Source organism: Paenarthrobacter sp. NPDC057981, from assembly GCF_042886835.1.
Lineage (GTDB): Bacteria > Actinomycetota > Actinomycetes > Actinomycetales > Micrococcaceae > Arthrobacter.
Genome location: NZ_JBHVQI010000009.1, coordinates 41,585 through 56,526, shown reverse-complemented (window position 1 = coordinate 56,526; position 14,942 = coordinate 41,585). Strand labels below are relative to the sequence as shown.

Annotated in this window: 11 protein-coding genes and 1 pseudogene; 5 read left to right on the top strand and 7 right to left on the bottom strand. The window is 56.1% G+C overall.

The genetic code is table 11. The features are described from left to right. Nucleotides 1-17 precede the first annotated feature (17 nt). The 3 genes from ACFVSI_RS10625 (at nt 18) to ACFVSI_RS10615 (ending at nt 2,637) form a co-directional block, all read left to right on the top strand. A complete protein-coding gene (locus tag ACFVSI_RS10625) occupies nt 18-836 on the top strand; it encodes a hypothetical protein (RefSeq protein ID WP_387822915.1) in 819 nt (272 codons plus the stop codon). Between the two features lie 237 nt (nt 837-1,073). Further along, nucleotides 1,074-1,511, top strand: coding sequence for a hypothetical protein (locus ACFVSI_RS10620; protein WP_387822913.1), 438 nt, complete (start codon nt 1,074-1,076; stop codon nt 1,509-1,511). Nucleotides 1,512-1,683: 172 nt separating this feature from the next. Then, nucleotides 1,684-2,637, top strand: coding sequence for a hypothetical protein (locus ACFVSI_RS10615; protein WP_387822911.1), 954 nt, complete (start codon nt 1,684-1,686; stop codon nt 2,635-2,637). 597 nt (nt 2,638-3,234) lie between these two features. On the opposite strand, the gene ACFVSI_RS10610 is transcribed toward ACFVSI_RS10615, so the two are convergent. Continuing rightward, the gene (locus ACFVSI_RS10610; protein ID WP_387822909.1) at nt 3,235-3,840 is read right to left on the bottom strand and encodes a hypothetical protein; all 606 of its coding nucleotides are present in this window, start codon (nt 3,838-3,840) and stop codon (nt 3,235-3,237) included. A gap of 1,030 nt (nt 3,841-4,870) precedes the next feature. Then, nucleotides 4,871-5,230: pseudogene (locus tag ACFVSI_RS10605) on the bottom strand (recombinase family protein); the annotation flags it as partial. Between the two features lie 103 nt (nt 5,231-5,333). On the opposite strand from ACFVSI_RS10605, the gene ACFVSI_RS10600 reads away from it, so the two are divergent. Further along, nucleotides 5,334-5,798, top strand: a complete 465-nt coding sequence (locus tag ACFVSI_RS10600) for a hypothetical protein (protein ID WP_387822907.1) — start codon at nt 5,334-5,336, stop codon at nt 5,796-5,798. A 987-nt stretch (nt 5,799-6,785) separates the two neighbouring features. On the opposite strand, the gene ACFVSI_RS10595 is transcribed toward ACFVSI_RS10600, so the two are convergent. Then, nucleotides 6,786-7,400 carry a DUF6973 domain-containing protein gene (locus tag ACFVSI_RS10595; protein WP_387822905.1) on the bottom strand — a complete coding sequence of 205 codons (615 nt, stop codon included), beginning with the start codon at nt 7,398-7,400 and terminating at the stop codon, nt 6,786-6,788. 162 nt (nt 7,401-7,562) lie between these two features. Here ACFVSI_RS10595 and ACFVSI_RS10590 point away from each other — a divergent pair, with 162 nt between their 5' ends. Then, complete coding sequence (locus ACFVSI_RS10590; protein WP_387822902.1) at nt 7,563-8,171, top strand: helix-turn-helix domain-containing protein; 609 nt, start codon at nt 7,563-7,565, stop codon at nt 8,169-8,171. Between the two features lie 119 nt (nt 8,172-8,290). On the opposite strand, the gene ACFVSI_RS10585 is transcribed toward ACFVSI_RS10590, so the two are convergent. From ACFVSI_RS10585 to ACFVSI_RS10570, 4 genes are all read right to left on the bottom strand, one after another. Next, entirely contained in the window at nt 8,291-8,476 is a 186-nt protein-coding gene (locus ACFVSI_RS10585) for a hypothetical protein (protein WP_387822899.1), read from the bottom strand. 534 nt (nt 8,477-9,010) lie between these two features. Then, nucleotides 9,011-9,331 carry a hypothetical protein gene (locus ACFVSI_RS10580; protein ID WP_387822896.1) on the bottom strand — a complete coding sequence of 107 codons (321 nt, stop codon included), beginning with the start codon at nt 9,329-9,331 and terminating at the stop codon, nt 9,011-9,013. Further along, nucleotides 9,331-9,963, bottom strand: a complete 633-nt coding sequence (locus tag ACFVSI_RS10575; protein ID WP_363933985.1) for an AAA family ATPase — start codon at nt 9,961-9,963, stop codon at nt 9,331-9,333. Before ACFVSI_RS10575 ends, ACFVSI_RS10580 begins: the two co-directional genes overlap by 1 nt. 2,314 nt (nt 9,964-12,277) lie before the next feature. Then, nucleotides 12,278-14,119, bottom strand: coding sequence for a MarR family transcriptional regulator (locus ACFVSI_RS10570; RefSeq protein WP_387822894.1), 1,842 nt, complete (start codon nt 14,117-14,119; stop codon nt 12,278-12,280). Nucleotides 14,120-14,942: the final 823 nt, after the last annotated feature.

Genomic DNA, 14,942 nt, shown 5'->3' with positions numbered 1-14,942 from the left:
GCCGAAAGGTAGGCAGAATGGTTAGAAAGCAGTTCGACGTCGAAGTTCCCGATGGGCAACACCTCGGGCTCTCCCGTGGCACTGACGGGGCATATCGCGCACATCTCTTTGACGATGAAACGAATGACCTCCCCGGCCACGCTGAATTATTCGAAACCAGCGAGCACGACATCGATGAGCCAAATGTTCAGTACGTGTATGTTTCGGAACCGCGCGCTGGCGAGGGCCGGGAGCTTACAGACGAAGAACTGGCCGAGTTGCTACGGGCAGTTGTCGGTTTGGGAATCATCGTGTCGGCTTTTGCGTCCAGGGCCGCCCCGCACGTACAGAAGTGGTGGCAGGATGCAGCAATTCCAGCCCTTAAGTCAGCTAGAAGCAATACTGTTCGTACCGTCAGTGCGACCTGGAAAAGCGTTGCTGCGCTATGGCAGGCCCCGGGCGTTGCTCCCCACGTGTCTGCCACCGACACTGCGTCTCGGGAAACTCAGTCGACAGAACTGGAAGTAGCTTTCAAAGAGTACACATCTTCCATGGGCAGCACTGAGGCAAGGGAACGCTTCGTGGCTGCTCTCATTGCACGAGCATTTAGCGAAGAGCAACTGAGACTTCTGCGGGATGCCCACATCGAAGATGATGGTGATTCGGGCGATCTGCGGACGGCAATGGAGTCGCTTACGGCGCAACAGGTGGGTAAAACAATCACTCTAATGCTTGAGAAAGACCCATCCCTCCTCAATCAAGCCTCACTCACCGAGTTAGGGACGATTCTCGGAGGAGGCCAAGCCCAACGTTCCATACCTCTGGTACTAGGCCTGCCACCCCTCAAGGACCAGTAACAGTCCTCTTAGTCATAACGGCGGGCGGGCTTCACCGCTATCTTGTCGGAGGCTTCCCCTAAGCTCCCTCATATGCAGGAAGCAGACAACACACAGATAGCGGCCCTTAGTGCCGAGGCACGAGCCCTTGAAGTTTCACTCCTAGCCCGGGCAAAGACATGGGCCAAAGGCCAGGCCGCATTTGCACGAACGTTCCTTCTCCAAGAGGCTCGCCTCACGGTAGTTAGCCAAGCCGACGTGACAGAGACAATTACGGAAGAAGTCACCGCGCTAAAGAAGGAAGTCCTCGCAATCGGCGATGAGGTCGCGACCATGTTCGACCGCTGGAGTGAAACTGCCAATTTGGAGGATGCCAAGGCCCTGGCACAAGATCCCCGAAAGACGTACCTTGCCCTAACTCAGCAGGCCCATGCCGACTTCGCCAAAGCCTTCATACAACGCGGGTACAACCCTGGTACAGAGTCTTCTTCCTACCCTGGGACAGCGAACTCTGATTGGTTCTTCTACATACCCGAAACCGGGACAGCCCGTAATCCAACCATGAAGTACGACCAAGGCTCCCATGAGGGTATTACGGAACTATGGCATTCTTGGCGCGAGACAGCACGCAAGATCGAGACCACCAAGGAACAGATTCAGCGCAATCGCGCTGCAACCCTCTGGGATCTCGAATAATTAGTGTCTGCGTGGCAGACCGGGTGGCATAAGACTGAGGGGAATCGACCGAATGGTGCATATGTCAGACCAGGGGTACCTTTTAGATCTCTTACGGCGAAGCCTTGACGCGGCTGAGCAGCCGGAGACGTTAGTCAGCACGTTGGTTCGGCAGGCCACTCGAATAGCGTCGTTGAGGCACGACTATGCCGCCGTTTTCGCCTTCCAACTTGAGACCGCCGATGCTTCCTCCGGAGTGAAAAACACTAGGGACACTCGTGTGGTTGACAAGCTTCGAACCTTGCTGGGACGCGAGGAAGCCAACCGAACTATGGGCGAGCGAGTTGAGCGCTACCTCCACAACAGGACCATGACAGGAAAGAAAGATGACATCTATGGCGGCTCTATCGATGGTGTGGAGCAGCATCTCCAAAAGCTGAGGACAGCAGCAGGTGACCCCTCAGCTGCGCAGTACATGACCCAAATCGATGCTTACTTTTACATCGAGAAACTCGACAAAGTTGGTGCGCAGCTACTCCCCCAGATCACCTCCTTCGAAAATATCCTCAATCGAGTCCGCCAAGGCGTACACGACTATCTGGTCGAAGCTGAATCGGAACTCCTAACAGGTCAAACCGAGTCCTCACTGTTCACCCGGGGCGAGGCATACGTGGTCGAACGCCTGCAGGCTGTTTCAGCAGAGTCACTGGAAAAGTACCGCGCTGCCGAGCAACGGATCGCTGAAGGCTCACCTGAGAGTTACGCTCAGGCCCTCACCAGCTGCCGAAGGATGATCAAGTCACTGGCCGACTCCCTGTACCCGCCGACGGATGTGGCCATCAAGGGAAGCGACGGCAAAGAACGCGTCCTTGGAGATGACCAGTTCCTGAACCGACTGATGCAATTTGCCATCGACAGGCTGGGGAAAAGTACGCATGTGAAGCTAGTTGAGGAGAATATCCACAGCTTGGGGAACCGCTTGAACAAGCTCAATTCCCTCGCCAGCAAGGGTGTTCACCAGGAGGTCTCACTAATCGAAGCCGAGTCCTGCCTGATGTGGGCTTTTTTTCTAACGGCCGACTTCCTAAGGATCGAGGACGGTACCTCGAGCCTTCTGAATGAGGATAAGGCTCCCACGGGCTCTTAGCCTGCAGAGAACGCTTGAATGAGGTAACACGGTCCCCTAAGCACGACGTCCTGTGCCCGGGAGTCCCCCACTGATGGTCCTAATGCTGGAGGAATCCCCAGATTCAGCCACACGGTACACGGACGGCCTTGCTTCGTAGCGCAGCCGTTCCACTTCGAACCGCTCCCCGTCTGTTGGAACCCGGACCTGCCGGCCTGAATTGGTGCACGCCTCTGTCTGCCCCGGCAATTGGTGGGAGTAGATACGGCCAGTGAGAACATTCAACCGCGTGGTGGCAGAGCATTCGGCACACACAACTGCAACAGAGTTAGGATTGCGCACTGCCAGTACCTCATTTCTAGCGGTTTAAAAGGCTTGTGACGAGAGACTATAGCGCGGCCATCCTCGCATGCAGGGTCATGGCTAAGCCTGAATCTCGTGTCAAAAGTGTCACACTCGTTCGATCCCATGGCCACGTTCTAAGGGCCAACTTTCTGGCAGCGTGTCCCACTTCCTTGGACGTGGGACATCCAGTTCGGGGCACTCCTCCCACTATCGGCGTGACTGAGCACCTTCCGCCCTAATGGACTTCGGGCGGAAGGTGCCCATTCAGAGCGCTTACGCCGCCCCGCGCCTGCCTCGCAAAATGCGGCGGACAGCTTCCTCTGCGGTCATTGCTGTGAAGTCCCTGTCCACCTCGCTTCGGAATTCCTCCACGAGGTTTCGGTTCGGAAGATATGTGACCGCCTGGGAGCCATTGAGTTTCTTAACTTCCGGGTTCTGTTCCTTGAGAAGCCGTTTCGACGGGATGAGCTTCACGTCGCCGTTGAGGACCGTTTGCTCTTCCTGAAGCGTTTCGGTGGCCTTCCGGTTGTAGAACGAACGGCTGGCCATGAGCAGATTTCCACGGGTCCACTCGACCGGAATCAACAGCAGCTGTTTGCCATCAACGTAAGGCAGGAGGACGCCCTGCTCGACCCAATCGAGTGCTTTTGTGTCCCAGATGCGTACTGTCTTCTCGACCGCGCCCACTGCCAGAGAGGGGTAGGTTTGCATCATTTCTTGGGTGAACTCCGCCAGCACTCCGAAGGTGACGCGGGTCGTCATGTCCGAAGTGAGATCCTTGCCGACTCCGGAAACGAACAGAGCGAGATCTTCCAACCTGGTCAGAGCAGCGCTGCGGCAGACAGGACTCTGCAATTCCTTCCAGAGGAGCAGGCCCATTTCAGGCCCAAATCCTTTGCCGCGGCTACCTTCTGCTGTTAGCCCCAGGCGAGTCTCATTGGGTTCGTGAAGATCCTGCAGGAGTTGGAGTCCCCTGCCAAGCTCGGATGACACTGAGCTGTCCCGGCAGCGGAGCACTTCGACGAAGAAGGACCGCAGGCATTCTTGGGCCTTCGTAGCCCGAGGGTGAGTGCTGTTTCGTATAGCACTTGGGTCCAAGACGAGGGGATTGTCCGTATCGACACACACGTCGAGAAACGGAAGTTGATGGGTGGGAAGGCCAAAGGCCGTAGACACAGGAATCAAGGGGTTACCTCAACTCTTTCCGGGGTGCTAAGCCCCAAGGATCGGTGCCAGGGGCGGGCGCCCGAGGCATGGTTTTGGACACAAATGTGCGCCAGAAGCCCAGATCCGATGTAGAGTTGATGCATATTCGCCCGTCAAAACGAATACATCAGCCCCGCTCGGACTACTCTTTTCGCCAAAAAAGAGCTGTTCTTCAGAGCGGGGTTTTTTTGTTGCCCTACTCCTACCTCTAGTTTACAGCATGGGACGCACCCTCCTGCGGACAGAGTCTCTCAAATGGCCCTATTTCGTCCTATAACGGCCTATTTCGTCCTGTGGGCAAAAACTATGCACCCTCGTGCACGCGGTGGCTCAGAGGGGCCTCTCAGGGCCGCAGAGAGGCCTCGTAGCCCCTTGACAAAAATATTTTGAATGTGTTGCGTTTACGCAACATATAGAGTTACATCCCTGTGATTTCGGGCTTTTTGGGACACCTCAATGGCCGTTCGCGCCTCGCTGAAGGCCCTGACGGACCACATCTTGCCGTGAGGTCGAGAGCTGAGCTCCATCGCAGCCTAAGGCCCGAGGACGGCCCCTTGCCCTGTGGATAACTTTGACCAGAAAAATTTTCTGTGAACCACGATTTGTGCCCGTTAGTGAGGAAATTCGAATCTTAGAGCAGCGCGCATGCTGGGTTGCGGCGCTGACCTGAGCGCTCGGTGTGCCTCGCCGCAGCAGTCTGCGATTACGCGATCGGCTCTCCGCGCTGGATGGCCCTGTAGACCGTCGAACGCGCGACTTTGAATATCTCGGCGATCTCGGTTGTCGTGTGCTCTCCGGCCCGATGGAGGGTGACCAAGTGAGCCTCTTGGGATTTCGAGAGCTTGGGCTTCTTGCCGCGGAGCTTACCTTTTGCCTTCGCGACGGCCATGCCCTCGCGCGTTCGGGCACGAATGAGGTCTGCTTCGAATTCAGCTACCATGCCCAGGACGTTAAACAGGAGCTTGCCCACTGGGTCATGCGGGTCATAGACGCTCCCGCCGATGTTCAGAGCTACTCCCTTGCGAGTGAGCTCGTCAGCGATGTCTCTAGCGTCTGGCAGAGAGGGCCCGTCTGACGCCGAACTGCTCGTTTGGGCCGCCGAGCGATGCGGTGGCGTTGAGACTTACCCACTAATACGGCAGAGCTACATTGATGATTTCGGGGGTGTGAAGCAACTCGAGGGTTTCCTGAAGGCCGTCTTCGAACCGATCAGCGCGGAGCGGGCTCTGGTCTCAGTCTTCGACGGCGACGAAGCGGGCCACAGAAGCCGACAAAATCTGCAGCAGTATTTCGGCCAGAAGAACATCCAATTCCAACCAAACATCCACTACGTCTCGATCAGAACCGGCTATGCAGTGGAAGGCCTATTCCCTGATGCCTGGCTAGCCGAGGCATACGAGCAACATCCCGGCTGGTTCGACTCCTTCTCCGTTGATGCCGTCGGCGCCGTCGAACCCTTCGTGGTGAAGGACCGAAACAAATCGAATTTACAAAACCTCATGCGAAAGCAAGCCGACGAGGCGGCCAACTTGGAGTGGGCTGACAGGTGGTTGCCAGTGCTGAATGCAATTGAAACTGCACTTACGAAGCAACTGGACAAGTTAAACCAGGGCCTACCTTCGGCTGCCTAATCCCCGAGAGTAACCAGGTCGGCTTCGGCGACCGGCTTTGAATAGCCGAGCTGGGACCAAGGACGGCATGGCCTCTCGGGTTAGGTCCGGAGTGCTCTTGACGCTGTGCCACCGCGCTGAGCTCGTGGGAGCGTTTCTGCAGCAGAAGGGCCCAGGGGCAAAAGGACACTGGATTCGGATCCAGGCGTCAACGACTAAAGTCTCGGGCTTAGGCAGTTGTAACCGTTGATCGAGGCACACCGTAGGCTGAGTCGGTGGGAACATCTGAAGTCTTGGCTCTTATTGCACTATCAATTTCGGCTGTGGCGGTGGGGATAAGTATTTGGCAAGCCCTTGTCGCTCGTAAGGCGACTAAGCATGCAGCAGACAGTGCTGCTGCCGCGCAGGTCTCCGCAGCGGCAGCACTCGAAGCAAATCGACTTTCGTCAATCAGCATCGAGAACGCGAAGAATCAAGACCTACGGGAATCGGCGAGGGCTTCCAGGGAGCTCACGGGCTGGGCCGTAGAGCGGTCCGCCCTGCACACAGACTATAAAATCACCAACTTGCGGCACGAGTTCGCGGTCCTGCATTCGGTGGAAGGACCGACCAATCCCCAGCTTTTCGATGCACCAGTGATTATGAACCGACTCGACTCAACTGAGTTTTACATTGAGGAAAGCGATGCGGCGACCGATCGGTTCATAGTGGTCGTGTGGACTGATCGGAGCAACTCGTGGTCACGGCAGACCGTTCCCCTCCCCTGACCCTGTTAGCAACGACCAGCTGTATAGGCGACTCCGAGTAGGCCACAGGTCTTCCTTAATGCTGTTTCGGCTGGCACGCTTTCCGATGACGACGCAGTGCTGACGGGGTGAAGTTGAAAACCGTCGTTTTTGAGTGTGGCAGATAGCGATCCTCATCGGGCATCGCGCTGTCAGTATTCTCGGCATAAACAATTGAGGAGACCCGCTAGGCGCAGATCTCCTCAACCGTGCTTGTTTACTGCTAACGCAGAACTTCCAGCTGGCCTGCGCGGGCCAACTTTTCACACTTATTCATGATCCAACCCCACTGATCGTTGCCACCCTTGCTGCGAGCTTCGAGGCCTATCCTGGCACCGGTGTAATTGTTGGCCATGTCCATCCTGAGTTCTGCTTCAGGTTGGCGTTTTGCCGAGGTTTCGTGGGTTGAGAGGATCTGCCACGCGGTGTCAAAACCTACGCGGTTGGACAGGGCTGCAGACCAGCTGCAGTGACGGAAAGCATCAGAACGCGTGTTGTGGTTGCTCTCTTGAGCTATAGGGAACTTCCACTCTGTGATGGATTCTGCCCACTTCTTCGCATCGTTCGCGTAGACGCACGCCTTTGCATTGAAGGAGCAATTGAGCACCTCCTCCGAATTGAGCCCGGAGGAACTGCCGCTTGCCTGTGAGGGCACCGCTGTTCCTAGACTGACTACGGCCATCAGTCCGGCAGCGGCCAAGACGGCAGCTGCTTTGCGGACACGTCCTGAGAAGCGCGATGGAAGCCCGCTGACTTGGCGTGGAGTCAAAATTGGCGTACCGACTCCACCCGACGAGACGGTTTCCATGACTTGTCTTACAGGCGGCTTGGGTTTCATGAGCACGGTCTCTCCTTTTCATGTGGCGGCGCCTCTCGACACCTCTAGCCGCGACTACCACCTCCATAAGGCGCAGTAACTACATCTCATTACTGCACCTCCAAGTTTCCGGCATCTTCGGCCTTAGCCTTGGAGCAGAGACAGTTCGGAGACAGGAACCACATGACAGAAACGGGGCCAGGACCGCTAGCTACGTCGCTTAAAGAACTTGGCCAAGCTATGCGCAGAATGCGGGAAAGCCGTGGGCTTAGCCTCCGAGACGTGGAACTACTGCAAAAGCAATTACCTCAGACGTACGGCTTAGAACTTGAGTTTGTGTCCAGACCGTCCCTTTCAAGGTATGAGAACGGACAGAGAAGGCCGTCTCGAGCTGCCGCCAACATGCTTGATCAGGTCTACGAATGTCAGTCCTGGATCTCGCTGTCGGTTGTTGGCCTGTCGAAGCACGCATGGTCACCTTGGGATGATGACTGGCCATCCGAAGAGCATTGCTATTCGTGGCCCTTGGACTACAGCGGACCGGTATGGATAAGGCTAAAACCGACGCCTCAAGAAGAGGAGGGTGTGCACCACGTACGCCTGAAGTGGGGGCCGTGGAGGTGGCAACGCGACCTCATCCTGCCAGCAACAGGACTCTACTTGATGACAGACAAAGGAGGCGGCGAAGTACCAATAAGGGTCCAGGCAACGCCACACGTATATTGCCAATTTGGTTTACGTCTACGGGCAGGTGACGGAACCTTCCTGGACATCAATCACGAATGGCACTGAACCAAGGTCGTGAGCCTTGAGCTTGCGCGGTTGAGGATCCTCTAACGGGCGATTTGAGCCTCATTGGGGGAAGTGCTGGTTGGCCCTGCGAATCCAGCAACGTTTAAGTAGACGGCGGCTCAGGATAGAAGAATGGTGCGGATGGCTCCATGCAACTCAGCCATCTCATCAATGACCGTGGTGGCATCTTGTAGCAGCATCGCGGGCGTCAGCGCGCTGAACCCAACAACTGCCATGCCGGCTGATAGAGCGGCGGCGGCACTAGCCGGACTTGCCGGGTTGATGAACGTCGCTGCGAGCAGCAATAGGCTGCTGGCGGCAAGGACTGACCATACGAGTATTCAAAGTTCCCCCAAAGGTTTGGAATGCCCGTGGGGATCACGTCGCCCCCACGACGAGGTCAGCCTCACAGAAGCTCCCGATGTTTGCAAGTCACACAGGTCCGGTCGGATCCGACATCCCCATCCCCGTTCAGTCCCTTGGCAACTCGCTAGAGCCCCTCAAATTCAACGCATAATGCAGACGGAGGACTATCTTGAGCGACTCTATGTGTTGACGCACGCTCAGGGATCCCCTTCCGTACGTCATTCACCCTCGAAGCCCCAACTCCTCCCCAGTTATGGAGTCCTTCCTAGCGGGATGGCCTAGCAAGGCCTCGTCTCCCATGGGAGCCTCATTATTGGCTTACTCGCCAACGCTCCGCCACTACTCACCGAGATTCGGCCGACCCCAAGGGCTGTGGCCTTTTCAAGTCATCGATCGCTCTTCCACAAATCCTCTCAGACAGTGATCCCAAGGAAGATATCTAACTAATATCAATCAGCTAGTGTTCTTGAAGCTTATTCGTAGCTCTCCCTGACCTGTTCCAGCCCAATCCGGAGTGCCCGCAAAGCCATGGGATGTTTCTTTCGTCCCTCCAGGGTGGCCACTTCAGACAGCAGCTCGACTAGATCCAGGTCGTTGTCAAACCGGAGCAGCATAGTCTTTGGACGCTCCTTGTCCCTGAGGTCGCTAAGTTCCGGCGTAAATCTAGGCCTGACAGGTGAGGTTCGTTCATCTCTAGCAACCGGCGCTATCAATTGAGGTTCGGCAGCATTGCCAAAGGCCTCGATGGCCTCATCCCGAGCCCTCTCGGATGCTGAGCGTTTCTTGAGTGCCATTAGCCGATCAACTCCTCCACCAGACCACGAATCTCTCGCGCCGCCTTAGGATTTTTCCATTCGACAACACCAAGGCCCTCCCCCACTACGTCTCGATAAGCCTTGCGTTCGTACAGGACGGTTTGCAGAGGTTCGATGCTCGGATAGTCAGCGAGATACTCTCTGGCGTCTGCACTTTCCGATTCGAAAGCGTTGGTCGACACCCGGGTTAAAGCGCCACGGACCCGCAGCGTTGGGTTGAAATCACGTGCAGTCTCGATGAGCTGATCGACGGTGACCAGAGTGTCCAGGTCAAACTGACTAGATTGAGTCAGGATTAGGAGTTGATGCGCGGCCGTCATAGCCGTGCGCATTTCCTTGCTGTCCTTGCCTGCCACGTCGACGAGGACGATGTCGTAACTCTTATCGAGCTCACGCAGAGTCTCGTGCAAGCTACCCAACTTTTCAACGACAAAGATGCGCGGTTCATGGCCCGCCTCCTCGCGATCCACTGCCCAACGCGCGGTCGACCGCTGGCGATCCCCATCTACCACTGACACGCGCATCCCACGCTTCGAGAGCTCGACGGCCATGTTGGTGACAACCGTGGACTTGCCCACGCCACCCTTTTCACTTCCAACCACGATGATCATGAGAGCAACGCTACATCGGGAAAACTATCAAAGTGGTACCGACACGCTAGTGCTTTGATATCAGTTTCAAAGTGATATCAAAGCACTATCCGTCCGCTAGCACTTTTAAAGTGCCAGCAAATGAGTCTACTTTCAAAGAGCTGTCGACGCCTTGGATGGCTATCACATCGATAGCATCCTGACATCACTTTGATACTGCTCTCGAAGTGAGATCGTGCTGTGAAACCCTAGTTCATGGCGCCGTCGCCCAGGGACACCAGCACGACCCTCTTTTCGTCGCGCAGCTGGGAAGCCCATGCCACGCCCGGCTGCAATGGGCAGATGAGCCCCAATGATCGAATTCTCATCAAGGAAGCCAACATCGGGAACGCTGACCATTGGTACCGAGGCGCTAGTATTTTGATATTAGTTTCGAAGTGATATCATAATACTAGCGATATGCTAGCACTTTGAAAGTGCTAGCATATGAGTCTGCTTTCAAAGAGCTATCGAGGATTTAGCGCGCTATCAACTTGATATCAGTATGAAATCACTTTGATAGTACTATCAAAGTGATTTCATGCCCATGCGCGCCTGGCCTTCCTCCAGTCCCAGCTGTGACCCCGTTTACGCATAATGCTATAAAAAAGATATCACTTTGAAACTAATATCACTTTGAAACCAGGGGGATTCGAAGGGCAAGGCGCCACTTTAATCTCAGAAGACTAGTGATTTGATATCACTTCGATAGTGATATCACGTCAAAACTAGGGGCACCACGGGCTCGCGACCAATGCCTGAGATCTCAGAGTGCAAAGCTGCTTCGATAGGGGAGTAGGGAAGTTTACGTCCGTTCTATCCCCACGCTCCCAAGACGCCTGCACTATGTCTAGGAGCCGGCTTCTGTTGACCTCGACTGGAAATGTGATCGCGTTGGTCCTCACCTCATCAACTTCACCGGCTGGACTTTCTTGCTAACATGCGTTTTTCGTTCGTCAGGATTTCCTGACACACTTGGGCCGCAAACCTGGCAAGTCCAGAGACAACCTCACAAGGAAGTAGATAGGTAGCATGAATTGGGACATGCAAGATGGGGTCCACGAAGGATGGCCTGCTGCAGTTGCGCCAGACGGTCGGATAACCAACGACGTCAGAACCGGTAGCGTTTCAGTCGAAGGTGTCTCAGGAAGCTTTACAAGGCACCCAGTCAACACAGGGCGTGAGCTTGTCCCCGACGACAAAGTTATTGGTTGGCGCTCGTTCTGCGCGTGCGGCTGGACCGGTCCCTTCTGGAAGCGAGTCTTAACTGCATCAGAGGAAATGCGCGAGAAGCATTTGGCGTTTGTACCCTTTCTAGGAGTGGCAGTGCCATCAGTAGCAGTTGAAAAAGACATGCAACTCGAATGGTTAACCCATGCGCAACCCGCTGCTGCAATTTCCGAGCTAAAGGCCGCCCTTCGTGAGTACAAGGTCGCAGAGGAGCGCATTGCTAGGGGAGTACATTCCGCACGGTCTGCGGGGGTCTCCTGGGCGACCATCGGAGCCACCTTAGGAGTCAGCAAACAGTCAGCCCACGAACGGTGGAAGGGCACTACTTAGTCCCCAATGAGCAGCTGCCTACGGATTTATCCCAGAGCTTCAGAATTCCAGTTTTAGCTCTCAGGATGACCCAGCTATGTCCACGGCTTCGTAGGTTCCCGGTCGTAGAAGTCGGCCTGGTCGAGGTGTGTTGTCAGGAACCGGGTGAAGTAGGCATGCCAGAAACCACCTTCACGGCGGTTCCGAATGATTTGTTCAAGGTAATCATCAAGGACACCCTACCTGGCAAGTAGCACACACAAGTTCGCTGTAGTGGTCTACCAGGTGCGGTTGTGGCGTTGGATCAGGCCGAGAGTTTCTATTTCGGCTAGAGCCGTCGAACTGGCATTGCGGTTGACACCGCTGACACGGACGATCTCGGCGGTGGTGGGGGAGTGCCGGTCTCGTTCAAAGCTTCGTAGACGAGGGCTGCGGTGTCGCCCAGGGCACGGAGCACGGGGCGAATGGCGTGGGTTTCTACTCCGGCGCACAACATCAGGCGCCGTGGGGAGTGGCTGCTCAGCTGAATGCCCTCATAGGTAGCCGCGGCAGGGTCACCCATGGGCAGGAGTACCTGGCGCTTAACGTCGACCTTATCTTTACATCAGAAAAGTTCGCGGCCCCTCCGCAAGCTCGAACAGACGACCTTAGTATGCATTCCGAATGGACCTGTAATGCATTTAGAGCATGAAACTTGACGACCTCGGAGGTCTTACGAGGTGCCGTAGTTCCCAGCAGCCAACAGCCGATACCCGTTTCACTGGCTCCAAGTGAAGGCTATATCAGCTAGCGTCCAATCATCTGGTGGTCCTTCGTAAGCTTCCCATGGGTAATCCTCTGTGGGGGACAGGAGTTCCGCTACTGTGTTCACGTTCTTTGAGAGCCACTCCCGCCACACAATCCGTTCAATGCGATACCTCTGGAGTTGAGCTGCTACTGCTTCCAGCACACCAAAGCATTCTGCAAGCTCTTGGAGAGAGGTCGCGGCAACGATCATCCAGGATCGGGAGCCGTTCCTGGAGACCAGGTTCCAAGCGGCAAGAATCTCAAGGCTTTCGCTCACTGCGGTTCTGGATAGCTTTGTCTGAGCGATCAATTCCGTCGTTGTAAGCCCTGGCGTGCTCTCCAAGGCTTCGTAAACGAACGCTGCCGGCAAACCTAGCTCCCTGAAGACCGGCCTGAGCGAGTGAATCTTGCCCTTTCGCCAGGTTAGATCCTCGGCTGCTGCACGAAGTCCTTCCGGGATCGTCAACATGTAGAGATCACCTTTGGTCCCCCGACCACGTTCTACCAGCGTCACCAGAGGATCATTCTCAGCTCGCAAGGCACGCAGGTGCGAGCCAACAGTTGTGTGATCCAATCCTGTCGCCACTGCGATCGACCGGTCACCAAACTCAACAAAGCGAGACCCTGTCATATGAGCAGCCGCCCCCAATGCTCTTAGAACCATCCGACGTGCCAGACCCGTCCGGGAACTAGCATAGGCCGGCTCCCTCAGTGACAAGGCGTTTCTCCAGGAGCGCAAGTATCGGTGTTCGCTGGCCGGATCCAAGTTCGAGGATGTCCCTAGTAGGGGCTGTGTATCTGGCTGGCTTGTGGGGGATTTACGGGCATTGAAATTCCCTGTCCTTAAACCTTCGTTTTTTCGTAGGTAGTCGACCGCCTTGTTCCAGTCCCGTTTCAGGGAGGGATGCCTGTGATGGGAGGCGTATCGGGCGTAGAACGATGCGAGTCCGGGCCAGACACCTTGAAGGACTCGTCGTTGTACATCTACGAGTTTCATTCCCGCGGCGGCCGCCGCGGTGAGGACAGCCTGACGGGCTTCTGAGTCCGAGGCGTAACGTTTGGCGTCGTACAGGCCCGACAGTGCCATCTGATGCATTGCCCTGGACATCCGCCCGATCATCTGCGGTGTCTCTAGGGTTACGTCATCAGAGGGAAGCGGCTGTTCCAGTCTCAGCGCTCGTACGCTGGCGATTTCAGCGCTCAAGTCTTGGCGTATTGCGTCCCAGACCCGAACTTTGTTTGGGCGTCGGGCAACGTCGTACGCCATGCTCAGGCTCATGGCGAGCTCTTGGTGTCCGCCACGTTTGTGGGGTGATCCTGGTGTGCGCATGCACCCGTGGAGAAGGTTTTGGTGTGGTGATTTATCCAATGTCCGGTATCGCGTGCCAAGTGCCTCGACAACGTCACGGGCCTCGGAAAAGGAAACCTTTGTCTCCAGGGGTATGTATACATGCCGCCCACCATTGGGGGAGTGATCTTCAATCCACCGGGCGCCACAGTTGTGAAGCCACGATTGGAGGGACTTCACATCCGCTTCCACCCAGTCGATTCCTGCAATAGAGGAGTCGAAGTCAAGGAAGATGGCCGAGCAGGTGCCGTCTTTTCCGAAGATCCGGACCGCCGCAGGAAAAGTGGGGAGCGTCTCAGTCAGCGCGCGTTCGTGCTTTTGGGGATAGGTCTTACCGCCGTCTCGGGACAGCCGAATACGGGGTTGACCTGCGAGAAGAGGCGCAAGCGCGGCCCACGCTTGGGCGGCTTCGGAGGCCAGGGAATGGTCGCGGGACACGCCAGCAGGTTTGCCTGCTGGCAGCACGCGAGCGTGCTGTTGTACGATGAGAACAATCCTTTCGAGGAGGTCCTGTCAGAGGGACAACAAAGGACCGGCCCGCCAAGACCGGTTTCATAGCAAGACAAAGGTGGATCTGAAAGGATCAACCTTCACGATTTACAATCTGAGCGCCGGGAAGCAATCCAGAATGTAAATCACTAGCTTCGAAGGCCCGCCTAGTGCGGGCCTTCCTCGTTATGAGGCTAAGCGCCCTAGCGGGAACTCCTCCTGCTGGGGAACTGCGTGCAGCTTGGTATTGGCCAGGCGTTCCTCAACCAAATCGGACAGCCAGTCGCTTACATACTGGTAACCCTCTGCCTTTGCAATCTGGTCCATTGCATCCGCTTTGGGAGTTGCGATGCGGAATCCGACGAATTTGCGGTCGCCTTTGGAGCGTCTGCCTGTACGTGTAACTGGAGCCATCATCCCTGTCCTTTGAACTCGGCCGCGGAAGCCGCCGCTACTTCAATAGATTGGTCGAACCAAGTGCCACCTGGCCCTAAGTTGGCGGCTGCTGTACAACCGGCCTTCTCTGAAACTGAAACTACCATCGCGCGCCTCCAGGCAGTGGCATTGAAACAGAAACACCCTCCGGCGTGTTGAAACAGAAACAGAGGTTAGTGGCGGAGCCCTTGCATGGAGGTTTGCCATGACGCCAGAGCGTCGGCGTGCCCGATGATGGACAGCTTGGGATGCGGACCCGCATTGGGCGTGCCGCCGCCATCGTCCATACGACGGAGCGCGTGACTGTGACTAAACCGCGGTCGCCGACGATCGCTGATGCTAGCAATGCATGCCTCATTGCCTT